The sequence below is a fragment of the Halotalea alkalilenta DSM 17697 genome (genome assembly GCF_000621205.1).
In the GTDB taxonomy this organism is placed as follows: Bacteria; Pseudomonadota; Gammaproteobacteria; order Pseudomonadales; family Halomonadaceae; genus Halotalea; species Halotalea alkalilenta.
Map to the genome: position 1 here is coordinate 21,295 of NZ_JHYY01000026.1, position 24,032 is coordinate 45,326.

The following is a 24,032-nucleotide window of genomic DNA, read 5'->3' on the forward strand; positions in this document are numbered from 1 at the left end:
CGGCTTCCCTTTGCCAAGGAACAACAATAATGTTCAAGCCCCGTATCCTGCTGCTCGCCGCTTTGCTGCCCGCTCTGCACGCCCAAGCCGTCGAAGTCGCGCCCGGTGACTACGAGCAGCTGCCGGTAGGGTCTACCATCGGTCTGATCTATTACCAGCACTCCAGCACCGACGCCCTGTACTCCCAAGGGCGCAAGAGCAGCTCCGACTTCAACCTGACCTCCAATATCGGCATGCTTCGCCTGCTGCATGTCTACCGGTTGAGCGACAGGGCAACCATCGATCCGCAGTTCCTGGTGCCATTCGGCCATGTGTCGGGCAACGGCGATGCTTCCGCCATGGGCAGCGCCAGCGGAATTGGCGATCTTATCCTCACTGCGCCGATCAAGTACCGCCTCAACGACGCCCGGGACATCCTCAGCGCGACCGCTTATCTCTACCTGCCTACCGGTGACTACGATAGGAACGATGCGCTCAACCTTGGTGAGAACCGCTGGAAAGTCGACTTCCAGGCCGCCTACATCAAGCACTTCACCGAGAATTGGGCCCTCGACCTGGTCGGTGACGTCATCTGGTACGGCGACAACAAAGATTTCGGTGCCTCATCCTCCCGGATGGAGCAGGACGTCTCCTATAGCGCCCAGATTATGGGGCGCTACATGCCGGATCCCACCACCGACTTCGGCATCGGCTTCGGCCACAACTGGGGTGGGGAGACCCAGGTCGACGGCGTCGATCAGGACAACAGATTGGAGACCACCAATCTCCGCCTCACGGCCAGCAAGTTCGTCACGCCCAAGGACCAGGTCCAACTGCAGCTGGGGCGGGATCTATCGGTGGACAACGGCGCCAGGGAAGACTTCCGCATGAACCTTCGCTATGTGCGGGTCTTCTGAGCCAATCGTCGCACGGCATGCGTTCGGCGGGCTGTCCTTCTCGACCAAACGGCTGTCCTTCTGAGCCAAGCGCCAATGAGTCGCTCGATCTAATTTGGATCCGGTAGCGCCGGATTCCATGCCCCGAGCGAAGCGTCCGCGCCTTGCATTCGTACAACACATTTTCCTTAGTGGCCGGCTGCGCTGGCCCGACCTGGAGCAGGAACAGGAAACTCCCATGGCTATCGTTCGTCCCAATCTCGATCAACTCCAAGACCTTGCCAGCCGCCTGCATATGCGGCTGACACCGGAGCAGGCCAGTGAATACCTGGCCCTGATGCAGTCAAGCTTCGATGCCTACGACCTGGTCGACGAGCTGCCCGACGAAGTTCCCGAAGTTCGCTACCCTCGCTCCGCTGGCTACCGACCCAGCGGCGATGAGAATCCCTATAACGCCTGGTACTACAAGAGCGAAGTACGGGGCAGTGCCGAAGGAAAGCTGGCCGGGCGTACCGTCGCGCTCAAGGACAATGTGGCTTTGGCCGGGGTGCCGATGATGAACGGCGCCTCCACCCTGGAAGGCTTCGTGCCGTCCTTCGACGCTACCGTGGTCACCCGCCTGCTGGATGCCGGAGCGACGATCCTCGGCAAGGCCACCTGCGAGCACTTCTGCCTTTCCGGTGGCAGCCATACCTCCGATCCTGAGCCCGTGCACAATCCGCGCCGCCACGGCTATGCCGCGGGTGGTTCCTCCTCCGGCAGCGCTGCCCTGGTGGCCGCCGGGGCGGTGGACATGGCCATCGGTGGTGACCAGGGCGGCTCCATCCGTATTCCCTCGGCGTTCTGCGGGACCTACGGCATGAAGCCGACGCATGGCCTGGTGCCGTACACCGGCCTCATGCCGATCGAGGCGACCATCGATCACGCAGGACCGATCACCGCCAACGTGCGCGACAATGCTTTGATGCTGGAGGTGCTGGCCGGTGCCGATGGCCTCGACCCGCGCCAGTATGCGCCGCCGGTCGATGCCTATTCCGAGGCGCTGGGACGGGGCGTGGATGGTCTGAAAATCGGCATCCTGAGCGAAGGCTTCCATTTGTCCAACCTGGATCCCCGCGTGGCCGACAAGGTGCGTGAGGGCATCGCCCGCCTGGAACGGCTGGGTGCCGTGGTAAGCGAAGTGTCGGTGCCCGAGCACGGCTTGGCGGGATCGCTCTGGCACCCGATCGGCTGCGAGGGCCTGACGGTCCAGATGATGCATGGCAATGGCATGGGCTTTAACTGGAAGGGACTCTACGACGTCGGGCTGCTGGACAAGCACGTCGGCTGGCGCAACAGCGCCGATGCGCTCTCTGCATCGCTCAAGCTGTGCATGTTGGTTGGCCAGTATGGCCTCGAACGCTACAACGGTCGCTACTACGCCAAGGCCCAGAATCTGACGCGCAGGGCGCGTGCCGGCTACGACCAGGCGCTGGACCGCTATGACCTGCTGGTGATGCCCACCGTGCCGATCACCGCGCAGCCGCTGCCGGCGCCCGGCTGCCCGGTGACCGAAGACGTGGCCCGGGCGCTGGAGATGATCGGCAACACTACGCCCCTGGACGTCACCGGCCACCCAGCCATGTCGATCCCCTGCGGCCAGGTGGATGGTCTGCCGGTGGGGCTGATGCTGGTGGGTCGGCACTTCGCCGAAGGTACGATCTACCAAGCGGCCGCCGCATTCGAGTCGACTGGCGATTGGCAGACGTTCTAAGGCGATCCCCCTAGCTATCTACCAGCCAATTTCAGCTCAGCGAGGCACCTGACATGAACCATGAGCACGACCATGACCATACCGAGCCGCCGGAAGAGATCGAGCTGCGCGTAAAGGCGTTGGAATCTCTGCTGCTCGAGAAGGGGCTGGTCGATCCTGCCGCTCTCGAGGCATTGATCGATACCTACGAACACAAGATCGGCCCGCGCAACGGTGCGCGGGTGGTCGCCAAGGCCTGGGCCGATCCGCTTTACAAGCGCCGGCTGCTGGAGAATGCCACCGCGGCCATCGCCGAACTGGGCGTTTCCGGCGTTCAGGGGGAGGACATGCTGGTGGTGGAGAACACCGCCGATATCCACAACGTGACAGTCTGCACGCTGTGCTCCTGCTACCCCTGGCCAACCCTCGGATTGCCACCGATCTGGTACAAGTCGGCACCTTATCGCTCGCGCATCGTGATCGATCCGCGCGGCGTGCTGGCCGAATTCGGCCTGACCATCGCCGCGGACAAGGAGGTCCGCGTCTGGGACAGCAGCGCCGAGCTGCGCTATCTGGTGCTACCCGAAAGACCTGCGGGAACCGATGGCTGGAGCGAGGAGCAGCTGGCCGAGCTGGTCACGCGGGACTCGATGATCGGCACGGGGCTGCCTAAGTCTCCGGATGATGCGCCATAGCCAGCTGACGAGGAGAGACATATGAACGGGATACACGATTTAGGTGGTATGCATGGGCACGGACCGGTTCTTGCGGAAGTCGATGAGCCGTACTTCCATCATGAATGGGAGCGTAGGGCGTTCTCGCTGTTCCCCGCTCTCTTCGTCGGCGGACACTTCAATGTGGATGAGTTCCGCCATGCCATGGAGCGCATGGAGCCCGCCCATTACCTGCAGGCCAGCTACTACGAGCATTGGATTCACTCGTTCGAGACCATGCTGCTCGAAAAGGGAGTGATTTCCGCCGCCGAGCTCCAGGGCACGGCCGAACCGACTCGCAACCCGGTCGCGGCGCCCGTGTTGACCCTGGACATGGTGCCGCTGGTCGTCCAGACCGGGGCGTCCGCCCGCGTCGACCACGCAGTGGCCGCTCGCTTCGCAGTGGGTGATCAGATACGCGCGAAGAACTTCAATCCGACCACGCACACTCGGTTGCCGCGCTATGTCCGTGGCAAGGTCGGTAGGATCGAAGCCGATCACGGGGTCTTCGCTACGCCGGATACCATGGCGCACGGGCAGGGAGAGCAGCCCCAGCACGTTTACAGCGTAAGCTTCACCGCCCTGGAGCTATGGGGCGAGGCACGTGCGGACAAGGTGTACATCGACCTGTGGGATAGCTATCTGGAGGAAGCATGAGCGGGATGACCCGAAACGATTGCGAAGCCATTGGACTGCCTAAGGACGATGAGGGCCCGGTATTCGACAAGCCATGGCAGGCCCAGGCTTTCTCGATGATGGTTCACCTGTACCAGTCGGGCCTGTTCGCCTGGCGGGACTGGGTCCAAGTGTTCAGCGAAGAGATCAAGGCATCTCCAGCGCTGCCGGGAGAAAGCGCCAATGACACTTACTACCGCCAATGGACGGCGGCGATGGAAAAAATGGTCGCCTCCTTGGGTTTGACCGGTGCGGACGATATCTCGCATCGGGCTTCGCAGTGGCGACAGGCTTATCTGAACACGCCACATGGACACCCGGTGGCGCTGGCCCATGCGAGCTGCCCGCCGATGCACCATGGGCATGCGCCGCATCGTTCACCGGTGGCCGTCAGTCCGGCAATCGGTGGTTGAACCCGAAACGGCCCTCCGTTCAGCCGCTCTGCGCGTGATGCGCTGATCGCTGGTGCCCATAAGCCTCAATTCGACGCTGTCGCAGACGGCAAAGGAGATCACCATGCATATCGAGCCCGGTCTGGTGGATGCCGGCAAAATCTGGCTGAGCCATGCCACGGTGGCAGGCACTGGCGCCTATACCCTCATGCTTGCGCGGGAGGCGATGCGCGAGCGCAGTTTGCCTTCGCTCGTCGCGCGGACCTTGGCAACGACCGCCCTGGTCTTTGGCTTCTTCGAGATATTGCCGCATCATCCCGTCGGCGTCTCCGAGGTGCATTTCATCCTCGGGTCGACGCTGTTCTTGCTCTTCGGGGCGGCGCCGGCCGCAATCGGCCTGGCGCTTGGGCTGCTGATCCAGGGCGTATTCTTCGCGCCTTTCGATCTACCACAGTACGGGATGAACGTCACCACGCTGCTGGTGCCTCTATTCGCAGTGTCCGCCCTGGCGCGCCGCATCATCCGTCCGAACACCGCCTATGTCGACCTGACGTATCGCCAGGCGCTAGCGCTTTCGACGACCTATCAGGCCGGTATCGTCTCTTGGGTCGCTTTCTGGGCGTTCTATGGCCAGGGTTTCACCGTCGAGAGCTCGATGTCGATCCTGACCTTCGGTGGCGCCTACATGTTGGTCATCGCCGTCGAGCCCCTGGTAGACCTTGCGGTCCTCGCTATCGCGAAGAGAGCGAACCGTTTGCGGGGGAATGCATTGGTCGAGCGGCGGCTGTACGACGCGGCGTGAGCCATCCAACGGCAGATCGTCGCCGTAGTCATGAAGCCTGGCCTTGAACTGGTCCAGGAACTCGGGCCTAGGCCCCGGGGGACGTCGCGTAGCCTCGCATGTCTCCCGGGGCCATCTCGATGCAGGGGAGGGAGTGCAGCTTCGGGCAATGTGCCAAGGGGTAGGGCATTCCGCCGTCCTTACCATCCCCGCCAGTACTGCGACGTATTTCCGCCTTACGCCAGCGCCTGGGGGGATCGGCGTTTTACCCAGGGAGAGAAGAGGCGGGTCATGGGGCGTTCCAACCATAGGTAGGTCAGGCAGCCGCAGGCGGTCGCGCTCGCCCCTAGTATGCCAATGGTAAAGAACATGCTGGCCAAGCCGTTCACGGTGAGACCTAGCTTTTGCAGGATCACGGCGAAGGCACCAATCAACAGCATGTGGCAGAGGTAGATGGAATAGGAGGCGTTGCCCAGGTGGATGAGCAGCCTAGGGTATGCAACGCGCTCGCCACGATCGAGCGAGAGGATCGAGTAGAAGACCGCGAAGGTGAGCGGGTAGAGCAGTGGTTTGATGTCGTACTGAAAGGCTATCACGTAGGCTGTCGCGGCCAGGATCGCGCATATCGATTGATTGATCGCTGGGACGGGAAGATGGAATCCGCATCGGTTGGCGACGCCGTAGAGCATGCCGATAGTGAAGCAGAGGATGATGTCCCAGGTATAGAACTCGAGCAGCAAGCCGCCTTCCGTCGACCAGCCCAGTATGACCAGTCCGATGGTGCTGGCGACGACGAACAATATCCCTACTTTTCGGCTGAATATCAGTGATAGCGAGAACAGTAGATAAAACATCATTTCCAGGCAAAGTGTCCAGCCCACCGAAAGTATGGGGGTGGGGAAGTCGAGCTGATCGACCTTGACCATTGGAACGAAGAAAAAGGATGCTATCGCGCTGAGCCAGGTGAACTTCATCGAGCTGTAGGCGGATGGATAGATGATGAATGAAGCAATGGCGAGAAGGGTGAAGAAATAATACATCGGCAAGATTCTAACGCATCGCTTGAGCAGGAAATAGGTGGTTTTTCCTGCAGAGAAGTCGTTCCAATGAACGTAGATCATCAGATAGCCGCTGATCATGAAGAAGATTTCCACGCCCAGCCGGCCGGTCGCGCCGCCGATATCGATGAACGGGAAATCCGAGGCGACGAGTTTCAGCGCAAACTGATTGGCATGGCTATAGACTACCAGCAGACAGGCAACGCAGCGAAGAATAGTGATCGACTCTAGGTCGGTGGTTCTGGCCATGCGCCTGGTTCCTCGTATGTCGGTGCGCTGAAAGCGACGATCTCGACGTCCATTGCGCATTCTCTGCGACGTTCTGAGCACATACGAGATGAAGGTTGAACAAAGAAACGGTTTGATGATGAAAAGAAACGATCAAAGTGCGTGAAGATTATCGGGGAGCGTTCGATGGGTTTCCTCGCCACGATGGTGGGATGTCGCTTCATTCGCTGGTCTTTATCTGTATCGCCGGCAATCCGATGAGAGAATCAATCTGCAGGTATTGCTCATTTCCAGCGCCAGTGCGCTCTATATAATGAACGCAGTGATAATCACCTCCTGGAATATTGGTCGGTTCAGGATATTCTTCATGAACTCGATCATGATGAGCATCAGAGCAACCTATGCAGTCTGACCACGCTGTGTCGATAATCTTCGATCGCTCGATGTACTACTGGTCTAAGCGGTGTGGTTCGTGGAGAGCCATGCTTGTCGGCATGGTCCTGTCCCAGCCGTATGAGAGGTGAGGGCGCGCGGCCAGGCGTTACCCGCTGCATTTGGAGAGATGCATACAAGGGGTTCGTTGTATGGGAGGCATGAGCGATAATCGATGGGCTCGCCCTATTGGTTCGCACCTTCGCAGCGACCCTGAGCATGCAACCGGGATCATGAAAAAGGGATCATCTTATGAAGAATGAAGCCGGCGCCAGGGGCGTCTGCGGTTGGCTACTGCTATTGCTCGGGCTGGCAGTCGCCGTTCTTGGATTGGCGATGGGCATCGGGGGGGGCTACCTGGTCTTCCTTGGCGGCAGCTGGTACTTCCTGCTGATGGGTGCTGCGATGTTGGTCTCCGGGGTGCTGGTGGCCGCTCGCAAGCCGCTGGGGGCCTGGCTCTACGCGGTGGCTTTCGTCGCGACGGCATTCTGGGCGGTGGCGGATGCTGGCTTCGAGTTCTGGCCGCTGGTCTCGCGGTTGATGACGTTCGCGGTGATCGCAGTGGTGATCGCCCTGGCCTACCCGGCGCTGGTGCGCTCCTCGGGCGGGAGCGGCGGACGCGGTGGCTATGCGCTGGCCGGTGTGATGGCGCTCGCAGTGGTCGCGGCGATGGGCTACATGTTCGTTCCGAGTCCGGTAGTGCGCGCCACCTCGATGCCTGACGTAGTGCCGGTCGCCGAGGGGCAGGCACAGACTGACTGGAAAGCATGGGGTAATACCGTCGCGGGTGATCGCTTCGCCGCACTCGATCAGATCACCAAGGACAATATCGCTCAGTTGGAGGTCGCCTGGACTTTCCGCACCGGCGATATACCGGAAAGTACTGGCTCTGGTGCCGAGGACCAGAATACTCCGCTGCAGGTCGGTGACACCCTCTATCACTGCACCGCCTATGGCAAGGTGTTCGCCCTGGACGTCGATAGTGGTACCGAGCGCTGGCGTTTCGATCCGCAGGCCGAGTCGCCGAACTGGCAGCGTTGCCGCGGACTGGGCTACTACGAGGACGCGCCGGTCGAAGCCGCTTCGAGTTCGAGCGACGCCGCCGCCCAGGCGACAGCGGCCTGCCGCCGGCGCCTGTTCCTGCCAACCATCGACGCTCGCCTGATCGCCATCGACGCGGAGACCGGCGAGCCTTGCGCGGATTTTGGCGACGATGGCACGGTCGATCTCCAGGCGGATATGGGGCAGGTCAACGATGGTTGGTACCAGCAGACCTCGACCCCGCTGGTTGCCGGCAACCTGGTGGTGGTCGGCGGACGTGTCGCCGACAACTTCTCCGTCGACGAGCCGCCGGGGGTGGTCCGCGCCTTCGACGTACATAGCGGTGAGTTGGTCTGGGCCTGGGATCCGGGCAACCCTGAGACCACCCAGCGTCCGCCGCAAGGCGAGACCTACACCCGTGGTACACCCAACGTATGGTCGGCGATGTCCTACGACCCCGAGCTTGGCCTGATCTACCTGCCTACCGGCAATGCGACGCCTGACTTCTATGCCGGGCAGCGTACCGAGCTGGATGATCAGTACAGTTCGTCGGTGGTCGCGGTCGAGGCCGCAACCGGCCGGGTGCGCTGGCACTATCAGATGACCCATCACGACCTGTGGGACTTCGACATTCCGGCGCAGCCGTTGCTCTACGATGTTCCCGATGGTCAAGGCGGCACCTTGCCGGCGCTGATCCAGATCACCAAGCAGGGCGAGATCTTCATGCTCGATCGCGAGACTGGGGAGCCCATCGCCGAAGTCGAGGAGCGTCCGGTACCGCAAGGCAACATGCCTGGAGAGCGCTATTCCCCGACCCAGCCGTTCTCGGTCGGGTTGCCCTCGATCGGCAATGAGACCCTGACCGAATCGGACATGTGGGGTGCCACTCCATTCGATCAGCTGCTATGCAGGATCGAGTTCAAGCAGATGCGCTATGACGGGCCCTATACCCCGCCGGGCATGGATCGCGCGCTGCAGTTCCCCGGCTCGCTGGGTGGCATGAACTGGGGCAGCGTGTCGGTGGATCCGACCACCCACTACATGTTCGTCAACGACATGCGTCTGGGGCTGGCCCATTACATGATCCCGCGTGATCAGATCGCCGCCGGTGCCAGTGGCATCGAGATGGGGGTGGTGCCGCAGGAGGGCACGCCATTCGGCGCGATGCGGCAACGCTTCCTGTCGCCGCTGGGGATCCCCTGCCAGAAGCCGCCGTTTGGCACCATGTCGGCCATCGATCTGCAGACCCGGGAGCTGGTCTGGCAGGTACCGGTCGGTACCGTGCAGGATACGGGCCCGCTCGGAGTCAAGATGCACATGCCGATCCCGATCGGCATGCCGACCCTCGGAGCTTCGCTGGCCACCCAGTCTGGTCTGGTGTTCTTCGCCGGCACCCAGGACTACTACCTGCGTGCCTTCGACAGCGCCACCGGCGAGGAGATCTGGAAGGCGCGGCTGCCGGTGGGCAGTCAATCCGGCCCGATGACCTACGTGTCTCCGAACACCGGCAAGCAGTACGTGGTAGTCAGCGCGGGTGGGGCACGCCAGTCACCCGACCGCGGTGACTACGTGATCGGCTATGCGCTGCCCGGTGACGCTACGCAGTGAACGCTGCCTATGCGCTGATGCAGCGGCCGTAGAGAGAAAGAGCATAGCAAGAGGGAAACGAAGCCCGGCGCGCGGCGCCGGGCTCCGCTCATCGGCGCCCTGCCGACACCCTTCGCGATCGGGCGGACGCTGGTTCATCCACGCCGCCACTCGAGAGTGAGCGTCTCGTCGCGAGGTGCGAACCGCTCCAGGTGCTCCTTGATCACTGCTTCCAAGTGACCAAGCGCAGCCTCGTCATCGCCGTCCAGCTGGACAACGAGATTACTTCCCTGTGTCGTCAGCAGGCAGCGTCCGCGGGAGAACTGGATCCGCAGCCCGTCGGCGTGCTCGCTGAGCGTAAGATTTTCCTTATGAGCCCAGTGTCGCTTGAGCTTGTTGATCACCAGTTCGGGATTGGTCGTCGACGCTAAAGCGTGTGAGACTGGCATGCTATGCTCCGGCAGATAGTGGTGTCCTGAGAGATGTCATTTTAGCGGGCTAATTAATGGTTGGGCCGTCTTCGGAGACGGGTTGCGCAAGATCAGATCAAGAAGGGGATGAAAATGTCGAGGAGTCGGCTGACAAGGGCCAGGACATTGGTGGCCGCAGCCTTGGTGTCGGGAATGCTGGCGGGGTGCGGCGGAGCGGATGACGAGCCGGAGCAGACCGGTCCGACGCCCTCGACCGATTCGTCACGCGTGAGCCAGGCGGGTGCTTCCCAGGAGGATGCCCAGGTACAGTCGCAGGTCTTCCGCGGTACCTTGCCGTGTGCTTCGTGCGAGGGAATCGAGACCGAGCTGACCCTGCGCTTCACCGGGGACGAGCAGCCCAGCGGCTTCTCGCTCAAGGAGACCTACAAGGGAACTGACGAGGGCACTCAGGTCGAGCTGTCGGAAGGTCAGTGGACGCAGGTCACCGGCACCTCGGCGGATCAGAACGCAGTGGTCTACCAGCTCGATCCCCAAGGCGAACACCAGCGTTTCTTCCAACGCATCGATGAAAATACCCTGCGCATGCTCGATCTCAGCATGGAGCCGATCGACTCGGCGCTTGATTACGAACTGACCCGCGAGTAAGCACCCCACGCGCGCCGCCGCTAGGCGCCGAGCCTGGGGTAGTCGGTATAGCCGTGGGCGCCTTCGGAGTAGAACGTTTCCGGCTCTGGTACATTGAGTGCGGCGCGGCGCTCGAAGCGCTCGACCAGATCAGGGTTGGCGATGTAGAGCTGGCCGAACGCCACTGCGTCCGCATCGCCGCGCTCGATGGCAGCTTCGGCCTGATCGAGATCGAACTTCTCGTTGGCGATGAAGGGGCCGCCGAAACGGCGCTTGATCATCGGCCCGAGGCTGTCCTCTCCAAGGTACTCACGAGCGCAGATGAAGGCTATTTCTCGGACGCCGAGCTGGTCGGCGACATAGCCGAACAGCGCCTCCGGGTTCTCGTCTCCCATCGAGTGGGTATCGCCTCGTGGGGCGAGATGGACACCCACCCGCTCAGCCCCCCAGACCTCGATACAGGCATCGGTCACTTCCAGCAGCAGCCGCGCGCGATGTTCGATCGGGCCGCCATAGGCATCATCGCGATGATTGCTGGCGGTTTGCAGGAACTGATCGAGCAGGTAGCCATTCGCGCCGTGGATCTCGACCCCGTCGAAACCGGCCTGCAGGGCGTTTTCCGCGCCACGGCGATAGTCCGCTATCACACCAGGAATTTCATCGATCTCGAGCGCCCGGGGAATGGGATGGAGGGTCTTCGGCCGCATTCGCCTGACGGGGCCCTCTGCGGCGATCGCGCTGGGGGCTACCGGATCGCGGCCATCGAGATAGTGCGGGTGAGAGATTCGCCCCACATGCCAGAGCTGCAGGAAAATCCGCCCGCCCGCTTGGTGCACGGCGTAGGTGACTCCGCGCCAACCTTCGATCTGGGCTTGAGACCAGATGCCCGGCGTATCCGGATAGCCAACGCCCATCGGCGTCACCGAAGTGGCTTCGCTGATGATCAGTCCCGCTGAGGCGCGCTGGCGGTAGTATTCGGCCATGAGTGCATTGGGTACGCGGCCCGCGCTGGCCCGGGAACGCGTCAGCGGGGCCATGATGATTCGGTTGGGTAGCGTCAGATCGCCCATTCGAAAAGAATCGAACAAGTTGGGCATAATCGAGCTCCATGATGGAAGGTGAGCGACGTTCTGGACGTCAAGAGGACGTCAGCAGCTTAGACCTTGGTCCAGGTCATGGCTAGCAGGCGAAAGACCATCGCATCGATCAAGCGCGTCAAGAGCTATCCGTGCCCTCTGGTGGCCCAAGGGGGGCTTACTGAATTTTCTCCTTGGCGCTCTGGTAAACGTCGCTGACGTTATCCTTGATGCTGTCCCAAGTGCTGGTGGACTCCTGATCATCACCTTCCTGGACGCGCTCTTGCGCACTGTCCGGATCCAGCGAGTGCTGTGGCGCGGTCGGCGTGGAATCGCCATCCTGCGTGGTGGCGCCCTGCTCCTCGCCCGGTGCCGTCGGGGTGGTACCCTGGTCTTGATCCCGTTCAGGGCTCGGCGTCGAAGCTGCCGTGCCTGAGGACTCATTGTTGTTGCTCGAGTCCTCCTGCGCCGAGGCCACCCCCGTGGCGAGAAAGCCGAGGGAAAGGGCTAGAGCGAGAATGCCTTTGCGTTGCATGGCTGACTCCTTGACTCGGTTGCATAGCGAAAGAACGGCTACCGCCGCTTCCTGCGGTCCTTTCAGTAGTAGCAGCTCCAGCGCGCTACGCACGTTTCCATCAGGGAGCCGTTGCTGGCCGTAGGATCAGGTCCGAGGAGAAGGGGCCCGATATCTTGCCGGGAAATGGTTGGCAAAAGAGCGTACCTGGCATTCGGTTTCATCCGGTCGAGCAGCGCCTCGTCGAGTGATCTCCTCGGGCGTCCTATGCAAAGAGATTTTTCCATGGTGGTGTGATAAAAACTATGGCCTCATCGGCCGTTCAGCTTGAACATCATGTCGTATTCACATGAGTGGTTCCTGTCCCTGCTCGCGATAATCGCGATCCTGATCACCCCGGGACCTACGAATACTTTGCTCGCTGCCTCAGGCCTGAACCGCGGCGTGCGAAGCTCGTTGGCGCTGATTCCGGTCGAGCTATGTGGCTATGGTGTATCGATCGCTACCTGGGGTTATCTGCTGATCTCGCTCTCGGCCAATTTTCCTTTGCTGCCTCATGTGATTAAGCTTCTATGCGCCATCTTCATCATCTGGCTCGCGTTCAAGATGTGGCGAACCACCTTGGCGATCGGTGAAGTCAGAGCCTCTCCCGTGGGTAAGAGGGCGCTGTTCATGGCGACACTCCTCAATCCCAAGGGGCTTTTGTTCGCAAGCGCTGTGTTTCCTTCCTCGGCATTCGTGGATTTGCCCGGTTTCGCGGCACAGTTCTTGGTCTTCGCTCTGCTGCTGATACCTATTGCCTGTGGTTGGATAGCCTTTGGTGCACTGCTTGGCAGTGGCCGGGTGCCATGGCTTCGGCCGGACTATCTCCAGAGAGGGGCTGCCCTCGTATTGGCGATATTCGCCCTGTCGATCGGTATGAGCGCGTTGTCCTAGTGGCTGTTGGTGGCCGATTTTACGAGCGTCTTCGCTTTACGCTGGGATGGATGGCGATTGTTGATATCGCCATCGCATGTGAATTGATCGTGCTGAATTATTGCCATTATCACGCGGAAAATGAAGAACTGAGCGTGCGCGGGAGAGCCGATGGCCGCGCGGAGAACCTGACGGTATGGGGCTCCATGTACCGCTCTTCATTCGGGTCGGAGGCTACATGATCATCCAAGCCTGCCTCAACGGCGCACGTCCCCACGACTTTCATCCTCGACTTCCTTTGACGCCTCAGGCTATGGCCATGGATGGGGCCGCCTGTATCTATTCCGGTGCGAGCGAACTCCACCTTCATCCCCGCGGCTCGAACGGCCAGGAGAGCTTGCAGGCCGTGGACGCAACCATCCGTGCCGTTCGCCTCGCCTGCCCTGGCACCCTCATCGGAGTGTCGACCGGGGCTTGGATCGAAAACGACGAGCAGCGCACCCGCAGTGCAATCGCCAGTTGGACCGAACTGCCGGACTACGCCTCGGTGAACTTGTCGGAACCGGATGCGCCAGCGGTCATCGACCTTCTTCATCGACGCGGGATCGGAGTCGAGGCGGGTCTCGCCAGCGTGGCCGACGCGAAGCGCTTCGTCGCGCTTCCCGCTCGAGGCCGGGTTTTTCGCGTACTGATCGAAATCGAAGAGCAGGATCTCGAAGTCGCGTACCAGATAGCGGAAGGCATTGCAGCTGTGCTTCAGCGTGCGAATGTACGGCGTCCAATCCTGCTTCACGGCTTCGACGAGACGCTCTGGCCCTTCGTTGAGCTCGCACGGGAGCGACGATGGTCGACCCGCGTCGGCCTGGAAGACGGTCAATACCTCAGGGATGGCACCCTCGCGCCCGATAACGCGGCCCTGGTCGCCGCCGCAGCGGCCATCCTCCGCGACTAGCCGGTTGGTCGGAGTATAGGAATGCGCTGGCCGCCATGAGCCTCGTCGGGGCGCCTCGTCGATGGCGGTTCGGGCATGCTCCAGACAAAGAAAAAGGCCACCGCTTGCGCGATGGCCCTTTCCTGGATTGGTGGTGTGATGGCACCCTGCGACAAACCTATGTAACTCAGCACTTTATAGTCCCTTCCCACGCCTGCGGAAAGGTGCGGACTCCAGTCCTAACTGCCATCAATCCCATCAGTTCTCCGTAACTGAGGTCTTCCGCCAAAGTTTTCACACAGCACGCCAATTTATGGGAATTGAACCCGCGTCCGTTTTCTGTAGCAAGGAGCGGAGTGTATGAGGCGTGGATTCGATCTTTAGCCATTTCCGTTCGCGCTGAACTGCTGGCCTATGCTGTCGTTGTATGGGAGAATTGGCAACCATTGGCAATTCTCATTCATCATCTGCAAAGGCAAACGATGGCAGACCCGGAAGGCGAAATTCTGACTCTGGACGAGGTGGCCGTCTACTTGAAGGCTGGCAAGCGCACCGTCTACCGCCTTGCGGCGGAAGGCAAGCTCCCGGCTTTCAAGTTGGGCGGCACTTGGCGTTTCCGTCGCAGCGATCTGGATCGGTGGATCGCCAGTCGCATCAGCAAAGGGATGGTGGATGGCGACGAGGGAGCGGAATGACTGTCAGTACCGCGATCCTTCAGTCCAGAGCTAACCCTCAGCAGCTCGAAGCCATTCTGACCACCGACGGCCCGGTGCTCATCATCGCAGGCCCGGGTTCCGGTAAGACCTTCACTCTGGTCGAGCGTATCGTTTACCTCATCACCCACAAGAGCGTCGCGCCCGAGTCACTGCTGGTCGTCACCTTCACCGACAAGGCCGCGCGCGAGCTGACTACGCGCATCTCCAACCGGTTGAGCGAGCTGGGTATCAAGTTCAACTTGAATGAGGTGTACCTCGGTACCTTTCACTCCATTTGCCTGCGGCTGCTGGAGGAGTACCGCGAGTTCACCCGGCTTAAGCGTAGCTTTACGCTTTTCGATCAGTTCGACCAACAGTATTTTCTCTATCAACACATCAAAGACTTCCGCGCGCTGCCGGATGCAGAGCTTGTCATGGGTGGAGACCAGACGGGCCGCTGGGCACAGTCGGAAAACCTGCTTAAGTGGGTCAACAAGGTCAGTGAAGAGGCGCTCGATGCTACGACGTTGGCGTTGGCCCCCGAGCCAGAAATTCGTGCCTTGGCCGCGTGCTTCGCCAAGTATCAGGAACTAATGCACGAGAATAACTACCTCGATTTCTCCGGTATTCAGTACGAGGCGCTGCAACTGCTGAACAACCACCCGGAGGTGCTGGCGCAACTGCGCGATAAACTCACCCACCTGATGGTGGACGAGTACCAAGACACAAACACCATTCAGGAGCGCATCCTTCTGCTGCTGGCGGGCGAGCGCAGCAACCTTTGCGTGGTGGGCGACGACGATCAGGGTTTGTACCGTTTTCGCGGCGCCACCATCCGCAACATCCTGGAGTTCCCCGCGCTGTTCGACGAGGGGCAGTGCAAGCAGGTCAAGCTGACCGTCAACTATCGCTCGCACCCGGACATCATCCGCTTCTACAACGAGTGGATGAAGGAACAGCAGTGGGACGACGGCACGCGCCTTTTCCGCTTCGCCAAGCAGATCGTGCCGCGCGAGGACGACTTTCCGGACGTGCCCACGGCGGTGCGGCTGGCCGCCAGTGACGACAACGGCGACACCGCCAACTGGCATGCCGAGGTGCTGGCCTTCCTCAACGATCTGAAGGCGTCGGGCCAGCTTGCGGACTGGAACCAGGTCGCCTTCCTGTTCCGCTCGGTCAAGAACGACAAAGTGGTAGCGCTTGCGCGCTTCCTCGAAGCTGAAGGCGTGCCCGTATTCTCGCCGCGCTCGAATATGTTTTTCGAGCGCGAGGAGATTCGTCTGATGATCGGTGCTCTGATCTTCCTATTCCCGCAGTTCCCAAAGGTGCGGGCGTGGGCGGAGGGTGTTTCGTTGCCCGTCTGGGACTACTACGACCACTCCTGTTTCAAGCCTTTCATTGATGAGCTGCGCAAGCCGGAAAACAAGCCTTTGCTGGATTGGGCGCGCCCGCTGGCCAAGCGCCATGCCGTGCTCACTCAGAACACCGACTACGCCTTCTCGGGCCTGTTCTATCAACTGCTGCAATTCCCGCTGTTCTCGCGCTTCCTCACTGAAGAGGCCGTGCAAGGCGTGGACAAGGGGCGCGCGGCGCGCAATCTTGGCACCTTCTCCAAGTTGCTCGCTAAGTTCGAGTATCTGCACTTTGTCAGCGTGTTGAATCCGGAGTGGCTGGAGAAAAACATCCGCGACCTGTTCAACCACTTCCTGCGTTTCCTGCAAGACGGCGGTATCGGTGAGTATGAGGATGAAGCCGAGTACGCGCCCAAGGGTTGTGTGTCGTTCCTCACTATCCACCAGTCCAAGGGGCTGGAGTTTCCAATAGTGGTTTGCGGCTCGCTAGAAGCTGTGCCCCGCAAGCAGTACAGCGAAATGGACGTGCTTCTGGAGGACGGTGGCTACCTCTCCAAGGAACGCTTCGAGCCGCTCGACCACATCAAGAACTTTGATTTCTGGCGACTGTTCTACACGGCCTTCTCACGCGCGCAGAATCTGCTGGTGCTAGCGGCGCAGGAGAAACAAGGCCGGGGCAAGTCGCCATCCAAGTACTTCGAGCGCCTGTTCTATGAGCTACCCAGCTGGCGTGACGTTGACCTATCTGCGCTGACCTTCGAAGCGGTCAAACAGATCAACCTAAAGCGCGAATACTCGTTCACCTCGCACATCACTGTCTTCGAAAACTGCGCCGAGCAATACCGCTTCTTCAAAGAGCTGGAGTTCGCACCCGTTCGCGAGAGCCCGATGCTCTTCGGTACTTTGGTTCACCAGACCATCGAGGACATCCACAAGACCGTGCTGCGCGGTGAAGAACACACTTTGAGCCTTGATGCCATCGAAGGCTGGTTCTCTGCGAACTACGCAATGCTGTCAAAAAAGGAGCGTGTTTACTTAGCTCGACCGTCACAGCGGGCAGCGCTGGGGCACGTGCTGCGCTACTACGAGCGCGAGAAAGGCAACTGGGATCGCATCAAAGAGGCCGAGGTCGAGATTTCTCTCATCAAGGATCAGTACATCTTGAAGGGCAGCGTCGACCTGGTCCGAGGCGAGAACGACACGGTCGAGATTATCGACTTCAAGTCCGAGAAGAAACCCGACATGGAAAAAGATCGGGATCGCTTGCGCCAGTACCAGCACCAGTTGGAAGTGTACGCCCATCTGGTCGAGGAGCGCACCGGCCAGCAGGTCAGCCGCATGCACCTGTACTACACCGGCGAAGAAAGCGGGAATCCTTATGTGTCGTTTAGCAAAGACGACCGTGCTATTGGTAAGACCATCGCGCAGTTCGATGACATCGTCGCGCGCATCGAGCGGCAGGACTACGCCATCACCGCACGCCCGGCCAAGCTGTGTCAGGACTGCGATATGCGCGCTTATTGCGACAACAAGAATTGGAAGTTCAGAGAGTAGATTATGAGTGATGATTTAAGTAACCAGTTGAATCTTGAGGTTGCGGAAGTCAGCCCGAAATATCTTGATTCGGTCGAGAAATACGAGTTCGAGCCGATCAAGGGCTACCCTATGCTGAATTGGCGCGGCAAGCGACCGTTCACCTCGACTCAGTATTACCCGGCGCAACTGAAGGAAGTCCACGGCGAAGAGGTGGATGGCTGGCGCAACAAGATCTTCTGGGGCGACAACCTGCAGGTGATGAGTCATCTGCTGAAGGAGTTTCGCGGTAAGGTTGATCTGATCTACATCGATCCGCCTTTTGATTCGAAGGCTGATTACAAGAAGAAGATAAAGCTACAAGGCGCGCAGGCCGAATCGGCGTCAAACGTATTTGAAGAGAAGCAATATACAGATATCTGGACGAATGACGAGTATCTGCAGTTCATGTATGAGCGGCTTGTATTGGCGAAAGAATTACTTTCGCCAAGCGGGAACTTTATGCTTCATTGCGACGAAAAAAAGTCGCACCATTTGCGATGTGTGCTGGATGAAATATTTGGGCCATCCCAGATGCGCAATGAGATTATTTGGTCCTATGAAAGTGGAGGTAGGGCAAAGAACTTTCTTTCAAAAAAGCATGATGTGATTTTTTGGTATTCAAAAACAGACGCGTATTTTTTTGATCTAGATGCCATTAGTGAGCGTCGTGGAGCTATGAAGAAAAACAACATGCGGCGAGGTGTCGAGGAGGATGGCCGCATTTATTACGCAATCACAGTCAATGGCAAGGAATATCGCTATTACGAGGATGATCTGGTTCCCCCTACTGATGTCTGGGATGTGAGTCATTTACAGCAGCAAGATCCAGAAAGAACTGGATATCCAACTCAGAAGCCAGAAAGATTGATCGAAAGGATGGTACTTGGCATGTCTCCTTATGGAGGGCTGGTGTTTGACTGTTTTATGGGATCCGGCACCACGCAGGTAGTTTCCATGAGGCACGGTCGTCGTTTCATCGGCGCGGACATCAACCTTGGTGCGATCCAGACGACCACCAAGCGGCTGATCAAAGTTGCCGAGGAATGTTGCCAAAAGCCGCTCGAACCCGATATCAAGTACTACACTGGCTTCGAGGTCTACAACGTCAACCACTACGACATCTTCCGCAACCCAGTGCAGGCTAAGGAACTTTTGCTTGAGGCGTTGGAGGTGCAAAAGCTGGAATTCAGCACCGTGTTTGACGGCGAAAAGGACGGGCGCATGGTCAAGATCATGCCCGTTAACCGTATTGCCACCCGCGCTGACTTGAACGAGCTGATAGCGGGCTTTGATTATAAGGCGTGGGAGCGTAAGCAGAACGAAAGTCCGAACCGCCCGGTCGAGAAGATCATGCTTGTCTGCATGGGTCACGAGCCGGACTTGGCCGCGCAACTGGAGCTGGCGGCCAAGCCCTTCAAGATCGACGTGAAAGTGGTGGACATTCTGCGCGACAAGGCAGACCTGGAGTTCAGGCGAGACTCGCAGGCTAGGGTGGCCCTCAAGAATGGCGAGCTGGTCATCGAAAGGTTCTATCCAATGAACCTGCTGCAAAAGCTCTCGCTGCAGAAGGAGTCGGTCGAAGACTGGAAGGAGTTGGTCGAGTCGGTGCTGATCGACTGGAACTACGACGGCGCTGTGCTGCAACCAGCGGTGGTGGACATTCCCGGCAAGAAAGATCTGGTCAAGGGTGCATACGCCGTGCCCCAGGATGCAGGCACCATCCGCGTGAAGATCACCGATCTGCTTTCGGAATCGTGGGAAGGGAGTGTGAGCAATGGCGACTAAGCGCACCATCGCCAAGAAGACCGCCCGCACTGCAAGCGCATCGCTGGATTTCGCCTTCTTCCGCTTTCTGTGGCAGTTCTACAAGGACAACCGTGGGGCGATCCGGCAGAACTACAAGGAGCTAACCCGCAAGTTCCTCGACTTCAACAACCCGGACAAGAACCCCAAGGCCTTCTTGCGACAGCCGCAGTTCGAAGCGCTGGAAGTCTATGTCTTCCTCAAGGAATTCCTCGGCAACGCCAAGGTCGAGGAAATCTTCAAAGCGTGGTACGAACGCAGCGGCAAGTTTGAGGGCCGCAGGTTCGGCTCTTTTCTCGGCACGGCGGGGCAGGAAATGTTCCAGTTTGGTGAGTCCGACGAGCTGGAGCTGAACTCTTACAAGGTGCTGTTCGAGAAGATGCGCAAGAACTCGCGCACCTACCCGAACTACATCTTCGCCCTGACCATGGGCACCGGCAAAACCATCCTGATGGCCACCTGCATTTTCTATGAGTTCCTGCTGGCCAATAAATTTCCGAAGAGCGCGCACTACTGCCATAACGCGCTGGTGTTCGCGCCGGATAAGACGGTGTTGCAGTCGCTGAAAGAGATCGAGTCCTTCGACTTGGCCCGTGTGGTGCCGCCAGAGTACGTCAACTTTCTCACCGCGCACCTGCGTTTCCATTACCTCGAGGAGGCGGGCACCTCGCTGGATACACTGGATCGCTCGCGCTTCAATATTATCGTTTCCAACACGCAGAAGATCATCCTCAAGCGCCAGCGCAAGGAGAAGGCGCCCGCTGCAAAGCTATTCGACGCGACAGGCGAAACGCTCACCGCCACAGGTGTCTATGCCGACGCCGCCGACCTTTACAACTTCGATCAGCCGGAAGAAGAAGGTGAACTCACCACTAATCAGCGCTTCGAGAAGCTGCGTCGATTGGAGCAGTTGGGCATCTACGTGGACGAGGCCCACCACGCCTTCGGCAGGACACTGGCCAAGAATATGGGGATAGGCGCAAAACCGACGGATACCAGTCTGCGCACCACCATCGACATTCTTGCCGCTAGCCTGAGCACGGCGGGCACGCGGGTGGTGGCCTGCTACAACTACACCGGCACGCCCTACGTGGGGCGCGAGGTGTTGCCCGAGGTGGTTTACGCTTACGGCTTGAAAGAGGCCATCGACAAGGGCTTCCTCAAAAAAGTGACGTTGCACGGCTACGCCAATACCCGCACCGACGAGTTTGTCGATATCGCCATCGAGAACTTCCTGAAGGCGTCTGGCGAGTTACGCCCGGAAGGTCTGCTGCCCAAGCTGGCGTTCTTCGCTGCCACCGTTGAAGAACTGACAAAAGAGCTGAAGCCCGCCGTCGAGCGTGCGTTGCTCAAACACGGCCTCCCGACCTCGCGTATCCTGGTCAACGTGGGCGACAGCAAGATCACCACCAACGACGACATCCGCGAGTTCAACCGGCTCGATACCGAAGGCTCGGAAAAGCAATTCATTCTGCTGGTCAACAAGGGCCGCGAGGGATGGAACTGTCGGTCGCTGTTCGGGGTAGGCCTGTTCCGTGCACCAAAGTCCAAGATTTTTGTATTGCAAGCTACGATGCGTTGCCTGCGCGCCATCGGCGAAGCCCAGCACACAGGCCAGGTCTTCCTTTCGAATGACAACCTGAAAACGCTCAACGACGAGCTGCAGCAGAACTTCCGGGTCAGCGCCGATGAGCTGCAAAAAACCGGCAAAGACAAAGAGCGCGTGCAGATTCGCGTGGTCGAGCCGCCGGTCAAGATCAAGCTGGTGCGTGTGCGCAAGCTCTTCCAAGTGCGAGAGAAGCAACCTGCCCCTGGGCATGAACTGGTGCCCGAGCGATCCAGCCGGGAGAAGTGGAACGAGCTGGTAGAAAAGTACCGCCTGATCGAAACGCAGCAGGATGGCCTGACCGCTGCCGACGCGGCAGGCGCTTCCGGCAGCCGCACCTTCGACCTGACCGCCCGCCGCGACAAGCGTACCTTCTCACCAATGACGCTGGTGGCCGAAGTGTCCCGCTATCTCAACCGAAGCCCGCTGGAGATCGAGGATCTGCTCGATGCAACGAAGGAAGGCACCGACGAACTGGTGGCCATCACCAACGAGTTTAACGAGCTGCTGTATGACGAGATCATCCCGCGCCTGTTCCGCTTGCTGTTTGAGCTTGACGAGTATGAGAAGAAGGACGAGTACGAGGTCGATCTGATCAAGATGCCCCCGAACGGCTACTACGAGGTGTCGGCAGCCAAAGACAAGATCGTGCGGAAGGACGATACCCAGATCAAGGACGATGAACGTGCCAAGAGCTTCCACCTCGACACCTACTGTTTCGATTCCGGCTCGGAAAACTGGCTGTTCTGGGATCTGCTGCGCGAGCAGCGGGTGAAGAAGATCTACTTCACCGGGATGTTGACCCACGGGCAGTCCGACTTCTTCATCCAGTACATCGACCCGGACTCGCGCACCGTGCGCAGCTACTACCCCGACTTCATCTTCCAGCGCGAAGAGCCGGATGGCAGCTTGAAGTACGTAATCGTCGAGGTGAAGGCTGACAATCAGATCGAGGACGCTGTGGTGCAAGCCAAAAAGGACTTCGCTCAGCAGATTGCGGTGGCTAGCGGGATGGAGTACCGAATTCTCAAGTCATCGGATGCTGATAACCGTCGTTATCGGATGTTGCTATAGGAGCCCCCCATGAGTGCTGCCAAGCTTCGATTTCACGTCGACTCTCGTCTCGCCACACTGTTGAGTCAGGAATATAAGTCGACCGAGCGTGCGCTGAAGGAGTTGGTGGACAACGCTTGGGACGCCGATGCGGATCGGGTCAGCATTCAATTGCCGAAACCATTGAGTGGGGATCCAATAATTATTCGAGACGATGGCACCGGAATGACGGTGGAAGAGCTACGGCGACACTACCTTACCATTGCCAGGGATCGGCGTTCTGCACGAGGCGAGCGTACTGTCGGGAAGAATCGTCAAGTTAAGGGGCGCAAAGGAATCGGCAAATTCGCTGGGTTCATGGCAGCGTCGGTGATGACCTTGGAAACTCGCACACGGGGAAAGCTTCACCGTATCGCCTTGCACATGGACGCCATTGGGAAAGTGGATGACATCGAACTGCTCGATATAGCCCTTCACAGTGAAGACTGCGAACCGGATGCCAACGGCACAGTCATCACGTTGAGTGAGTTGCATCAAGGGTTGGCTTATCCCGATGCGAATCGCCTGCGACAGGTGTTACTGCAAGACTACGGGAGGCATGACGACTTTGTCGTTCTCGTGAATGGAAAGCAACTTGATGTCGATGACATACAAGGAAGTTACTCGGAGCACCAGACAACACTGGCTGACGTAGGGGATGTGAAGCTACGCCTCTCGATTTTCGATGGTAAAGCGGGCTTGCGTCAGCCGGGAGTCACGCTTCGCGTCGGCGGCAAAGCGGTCGGGTCACCCAGCTTTTTCGGATTGGAGGAACACGAATACTTCCCACCGAAGCTATTAAAGAAAATGTACGGGGAAGTCGATGCGGATGGGCTGCTCGATCATGTCACTGCGGGATGGGATTCGCTAGTTGAAAACAGTGAAAAACTTAAGGCGGTAGAGGAATTTGTCCAACCGATCCTCATTGCAGCGGCAAAAGAAAAATACGGCATGGAAATCCAGCTTGCACACGCGCGAATGCAGAAGGCCATCCAGCAACGTTTGGCGGACTTGCCGGAACATAAGCGGAGTTTCGCCAACAAATCTATCAGAAAAATCCTTGAACGCTATTACGACGAGCCGCCAAGCAAGATAGAACCCATTGTGGGTGTGTTGCTGGATGCGTTAGAGCGATCCGACTACCGCATCTTGTTGGAACACATCGCAGATGCGTCGCAGGGTGAAGTGGCGACCATTGCAGATCGATTGAATGACTTCGGGTTGGCTGAGATGGCATTTCTTGTCGCGCAAGCGGCAGCTCGACAGGCTTTTCTTGACCAACTAGAAGAATTGGCATGCGATCCTGCTACAACCGAAGCGGCAATGCACAAATCGCTTGAGTTGAGTCTGTGGGTATTCGGGCCGGAATACTCATTCTTCAGCTCGAACGTCACGTTGAAGAGGCAGATTGAGGATGTCCTCAATACAACATATAAGGGGAAAAATGCCGACAGGCGCCCGGACTTACTGCTGAATCAGAATCTAAGTGGTGACTATCTTTTGATTGAATTCAAGCGCCCCAGTCACAGCTTAAACTATGACGACTACAGGCAGGCTATTGAGTACCGACACGATTTTGCCAAGCACATCACCTCGCCGATTCGGGTGGTTCTGATTGGGGGGCGCTTATCTTCTGACTTCCCGAGAGATAATCGTGAGCCGAATGTCGATGTTCTAATCTTCAGCCAAGTGATTGCTTCTGCGCGAAGACAGGTTGAATGGTTGTTACGCAGTGACTGCAGCCAGATCACAGCGTAGCTATTTGTATTTTTCCGCCCCACGCTTGCCACATCCTCAGGTGAGCCTGGGCAGTTCATCGGCGGCGGCCGCGTCGTGATGGGTGTGGAATCGAATTGGGCGAGAGCCGTGGTGGGCTATCTCGAGGCGCGCCCGGATGGAAAATT

19 protein-coding genes are annotated in these 24,032 nt (G+C 59.0%); 15 read left to right on the plus strand and 4 right to left on the minus strand.

The genetic code is table 11. The annotated features are described in order from the left end of the window. Positions 1-29: 29 nt before the first annotated feature. The 6 genes from Q376_RS0105810 to Q376_RS0105835 all read left to right on the plus strand — a co-directional run bounded on the left by Q376_RS0105810 (position 30) and on the right by Q376_RS0105835 (position 5,189). Positions 30-896 carry a transporter gene (locus Q376_RS0105810; protein WP_027349522.1) on the plus strand — a complete coding sequence of 289 codons (867 nt, stop codon included), beginning with the start codon at positions 30-32 and terminating at the stop codon, positions 894-896. Between the two features lie 217 nt (positions 897-1,113). Continuing rightward, a complete protein-coding gene (locus tag Q376_RS0105815) occupies positions 1,114-2,628 on the plus strand; it encodes an amidase (RefSeq protein ID WP_027349523.1) in 1,515 nt (504 codons plus the stop codon). A 53-nt stretch (positions 2,629-2,681) separates the two neighbouring features. Next, positions 2,682-3,302, plus strand: coding sequence for a nitrile hydratase subunit alpha (gene nthA / locus Q376_RS0105820; protein WP_027349524.1), 621 nt, complete (start codon positions 2,682-2,684; stop codon positions 3,300-3,302). A 21-nt stretch (positions 3,303-3,323) separates the two neighbouring features. Further along, positions 3,324-3,977, plus strand: a complete 654-nt coding sequence (nthB, locus tag Q376_RS0105825) for a nitrile hydratase subunit beta (protein WP_027349525.1) — start codon at positions 3,324-3,326, stop codon at positions 3,975-3,977. Then, positions 3,974-4,408, plus strand: a complete 435-nt coding sequence (locus Q376_RS0105830) for a nitrile hydratase accessory protein (RefSeq protein ID WP_027349526.1) — start codon at positions 3,974-3,976, stop codon at positions 4,406-4,408. The genes nthB and Q376_RS0105830 overlap by 4 nt, the downstream gene beginning before the upstream one ends. A gap of 103 nt (positions 4,409-4,511) precedes the next feature. Further along, positions 4,512-5,189, plus strand: a complete 678-nt coding sequence (locus Q376_RS0105835) for an energy-coupling factor ABC transporter permease (protein WP_027349527.1) — start codon at positions 4,512-4,514, stop codon at positions 5,187-5,189. Positions 5,190-5,404: 215 nt separating this feature from the next. On the opposite strand, the gene Q376_RS0105840 is transcribed toward Q376_RS0105835, so the two are convergent. Beyond that, a complete protein-coding gene (locus tag Q376_RS0105840) occupies positions 5,405-6,475 on the minus strand; it encodes an acyltransferase family protein (protein ID WP_027349528.1) in 1,071 nt (356 codons plus the stop codon). A gap of 663 nt (positions 6,476-7,138) precedes the next feature. Between Q376_RS0105840 and Q376_RS0105855 the strand changes: the two genes are divergently transcribed. After that, positions 7,139-9,535 carry a glucose/quinate/shikimate family membrane-bound PQQ-dependent dehydrogenase gene (locus Q376_RS0105855; RefSeq protein WP_027349529.1) on the plus strand — a complete coding sequence of 799 codons (2,397 nt, stop codon included), beginning with the start codon at positions 7,139-7,141 and terminating at the stop codon, positions 9,533-9,535. Between the two features lie 134 nt (positions 9,536-9,669). Here Q376_RS0105855 and Q376_RS0105860 read toward each other — a convergent pair whose 3' ends face one another. Beyond that, entirely contained in the window at positions 9,670-9,963 is a 294-nt protein-coding gene (locus Q376_RS0105860; RefSeq protein WP_027349530.1) for a DUF2218 domain-containing protein, read from the minus strand. A 150-nt stretch (positions 9,964-10,113) separates the two neighbouring features. Between Q376_RS0105860 and Q376_RS23950 the strand changes: the two genes are divergently transcribed. Continuing rightward, the gene (locus Q376_RS23950) at positions 10,114-10,590 is read left to right on the plus strand and encodes a copper resistance protein NlpE (RefSeq protein WP_162177884.1); all 477 of its coding nucleotides are present in this window, start codon (positions 10,114-10,116) and stop codon (positions 10,588-10,590) included. A 20-nt stretch (positions 10,591-10,610) separates the two neighbouring features. On the opposite strand, the gene Q376_RS0105870 is transcribed toward Q376_RS23950, so the two are convergent. Both Q376_RS0105870 and Q376_RS0105875 read right to left on the minus strand, forming a co-directional pair. Further along, the gene (locus tag Q376_RS0105870) at positions 10,611-11,666 is read right to left on the minus strand and encodes an alkene reductase (RefSeq protein ID WP_027349531.1); all 1,056 of its coding nucleotides are present in this window, start codon (positions 11,664-11,666) and stop codon (positions 10,611-10,613) included. A 157-nt stretch (positions 11,667-11,823) separates the two neighbouring features. Then, complete coding sequence (locus tag Q376_RS0105875; protein ID WP_027349532.1) at positions 11,824-12,180, minus strand: hypothetical protein; 357 nt, start codon at positions 12,178-12,180, stop codon at positions 11,824-11,826. A gap of 315 nt (positions 12,181-12,495) precedes the next feature. Here Q376_RS0105875 and Q376_RS0105880 point away from each other — a divergent pair, with 315 nt between their 5' ends. From Q376_RS0105880 to Q376_RS0105910, 7 genes are all read left to right on the plus strand, one after another. After that, positions 12,496-13,095 carry a LysE family translocator gene (locus Q376_RS0105880; RefSeq protein ID WP_027349533.1) on the plus strand — a complete coding sequence of 200 codons (600 nt, stop codon included), beginning with the start codon at positions 12,496-12,498 and terminating at the stop codon, positions 13,093-13,095. A 217-nt stretch (positions 13,096-13,312) separates the two neighbouring features. Continuing rightward, positions 13,313-14,026 (plus strand): 3-keto-5-aminohexanoate cleavage protein, encoded by a 714-nt coding sequence (locus Q376_RS0105885; protein WP_027349534.1) that lies wholly within the window; start codon positions 13,313-13,315, stop codon positions 14,024-14,026. A gap of 335 nt (positions 14,027-14,361) precedes the next feature. Beyond that, positions 14,362-14,700 (plus strand): helix-turn-helix domain-containing protein, encoded by a 339-nt coding sequence (locus Q376_RS25625; protein WP_425402424.1) that lies wholly within the window; start codon positions 14,362-14,364, stop codon positions 14,698-14,700. Beyond that, positions 14,697-17,606 (plus strand): ATP-dependent helicase, encoded by a 2,910-nt coding sequence (locus Q376_RS0105895; protein ID WP_027349536.1) that lies wholly within the window; start codon positions 14,697-14,699, stop codon positions 17,604-17,606. The genes Q376_RS25625 and Q376_RS0105895 overlap by 4 nt, the downstream gene beginning before the upstream one ends. Before the next feature lie 3 nt (positions 17,607-17,609). Continuing rightward, entirely contained in the window at positions 17,610-19,412 is a 1,803-nt protein-coding gene (locus Q376_RS0105900; protein WP_027349537.1) for a DNA methyltransferase, read from the plus strand. Further along, entirely contained in the window at positions 19,402-22,110 is a 2,709-nt protein-coding gene (locus tag Q376_RS0105905; protein ID WP_027349538.1) for a TnsA endonuclease N-terminal domain-containing protein, read from the plus strand. The genes Q376_RS0105900 and Q376_RS0105905 overlap by 11 nt, the downstream gene beginning before the upstream one ends. 9 nt (positions 22,111-22,119) lie before the next feature. Continuing rightward, positions 22,120-23,886, plus strand: a complete 1,767-nt coding sequence (locus Q376_RS0105910) for an ATP-binding protein (protein WP_027349539.1) — start codon at positions 22,120-22,122, stop codon at positions 23,884-23,886. The last annotated feature ends 146 nt before the right edge of the window (positions 23,887-24,032 follow it).

What these genes read in the sequence shown, in the direction of transcription:
- Q376_RS0105810 (WP_027349522.1), top strand. Translation starts at nt 30, where the DNA reads ATGTTCAAGCCCCGTATCCTGCTGCTCGCCGCTTTGCTGCCCGCTCTG.
- Q376_RS0105815 (WP_027349523.1), top strand. Translation starts at nt 1,114, where the DNA reads ATGGCTATCGTTCGTCCCAATCTCGATCAACTCCAAGACCTTGCCAGC.
- nthA (WP_027349524.1), top strand. Translation starts at nt 2,682, where the DNA reads ATGAACCATGAGCACGACCATGACCATACCGAGCCGCCGGAAGAGATC.
- nthB (WP_027349525.1), top strand. Translation starts at nt 3,324, where the DNA reads ATGAACGGGATACACGATTTAGGTGGTATGCATGGGCACGGACCGGTT.
- Q376_RS0105830 (WP_027349526.1), top strand. Translation starts at nt 3,974, where the DNA reads ATGAGCGGGATGACCCGAAACGATTGCGAAGCCATTGGACTGCCTAAG.
- Q376_RS0105835 (WP_027349527.1), top strand. Translation starts at nt 4,512, where the DNA reads ATGCATATCGAGCCCGGTCTGGTGGATGCCGGCAAAATCTGGCTGAGC.
- Q376_RS0105840 (WP_027349528.1), bottom strand. Translation starts at nt 6,475, where the DNA reads ATGGCCAGAACCACCGACCTAGAGTCGATCACTATTCTTCGCTGCGTT.
- Q376_RS0105855 (WP_027349529.1), top strand. Translation starts at nt 7,139, where the DNA reads ATGAAGAATGAAGCCGGCGCCAGGGGCGTCTGCGGTTGGCTACTGCTA.
- Q376_RS0105860 (WP_027349530.1), bottom strand. Translation starts at nt 9,963, where the DNA reads ATGCCAGTCTCACACGCTTTAGCGTCGACGACCAATCCCGAACTGGTG.
- Q376_RS0105870 (WP_027349531.1), bottom strand. Translation starts at nt 11,666, where the DNA reads ATGCCCAACTTGTTCGATTCTTTTCGAATGGGCGATCTGACGCTACCC.
- Q376_RS0105875 (WP_027349532.1), bottom strand. Translation starts at nt 12,180, where the DNA reads ATGCAACGCAAAGGCATTCTCGCTCTAGCCCTTTCCCTCGGCTTTCTC.
- Q376_RS0105880 (WP_027349533.1), top strand. Translation starts at nt 12,496, where the DNA reads ATGTCGTATTCACATGAGTGGTTCCTGTCCCTGCTCGCGATAATCGCG.
- Q376_RS0105885 (WP_027349534.1), top strand. Translation starts at nt 13,313, where the DNA reads ATGATCATCCAAGCCTGCCTCAACGGCGCACGTCCCCACGACTTTCAT.
- Q376_RS0105895 (WP_027349536.1), top strand. Translation starts at nt 14,697, where the DNA reads ATGACTGTCAGTACCGCGATCCTTCAGTCCAGAGCTAACCCTCAGCAG.
- Q376_RS0105900 (WP_027349537.1), top strand. Translation starts at nt 17,610, where the DNA reads ATGAGTGATGATTTAAGTAACCAGTTGAATCTTGAGGTTGCGGAAGTC.
- Q376_RS0105905 (WP_027349538.1), top strand. Translation starts at nt 19,402, where the DNA reads ATGGCGACTAAGCGCACCATCGCCAAGAAGACCGCCCGCACTGCAAGC.
- Q376_RS0105910 (WP_027349539.1), top strand. Translation starts at nt 22,120, where the DNA reads ATGAGTGCTGCCAAGCTTCGATTTCACGTCGACTCTCGTCTCGCCACA.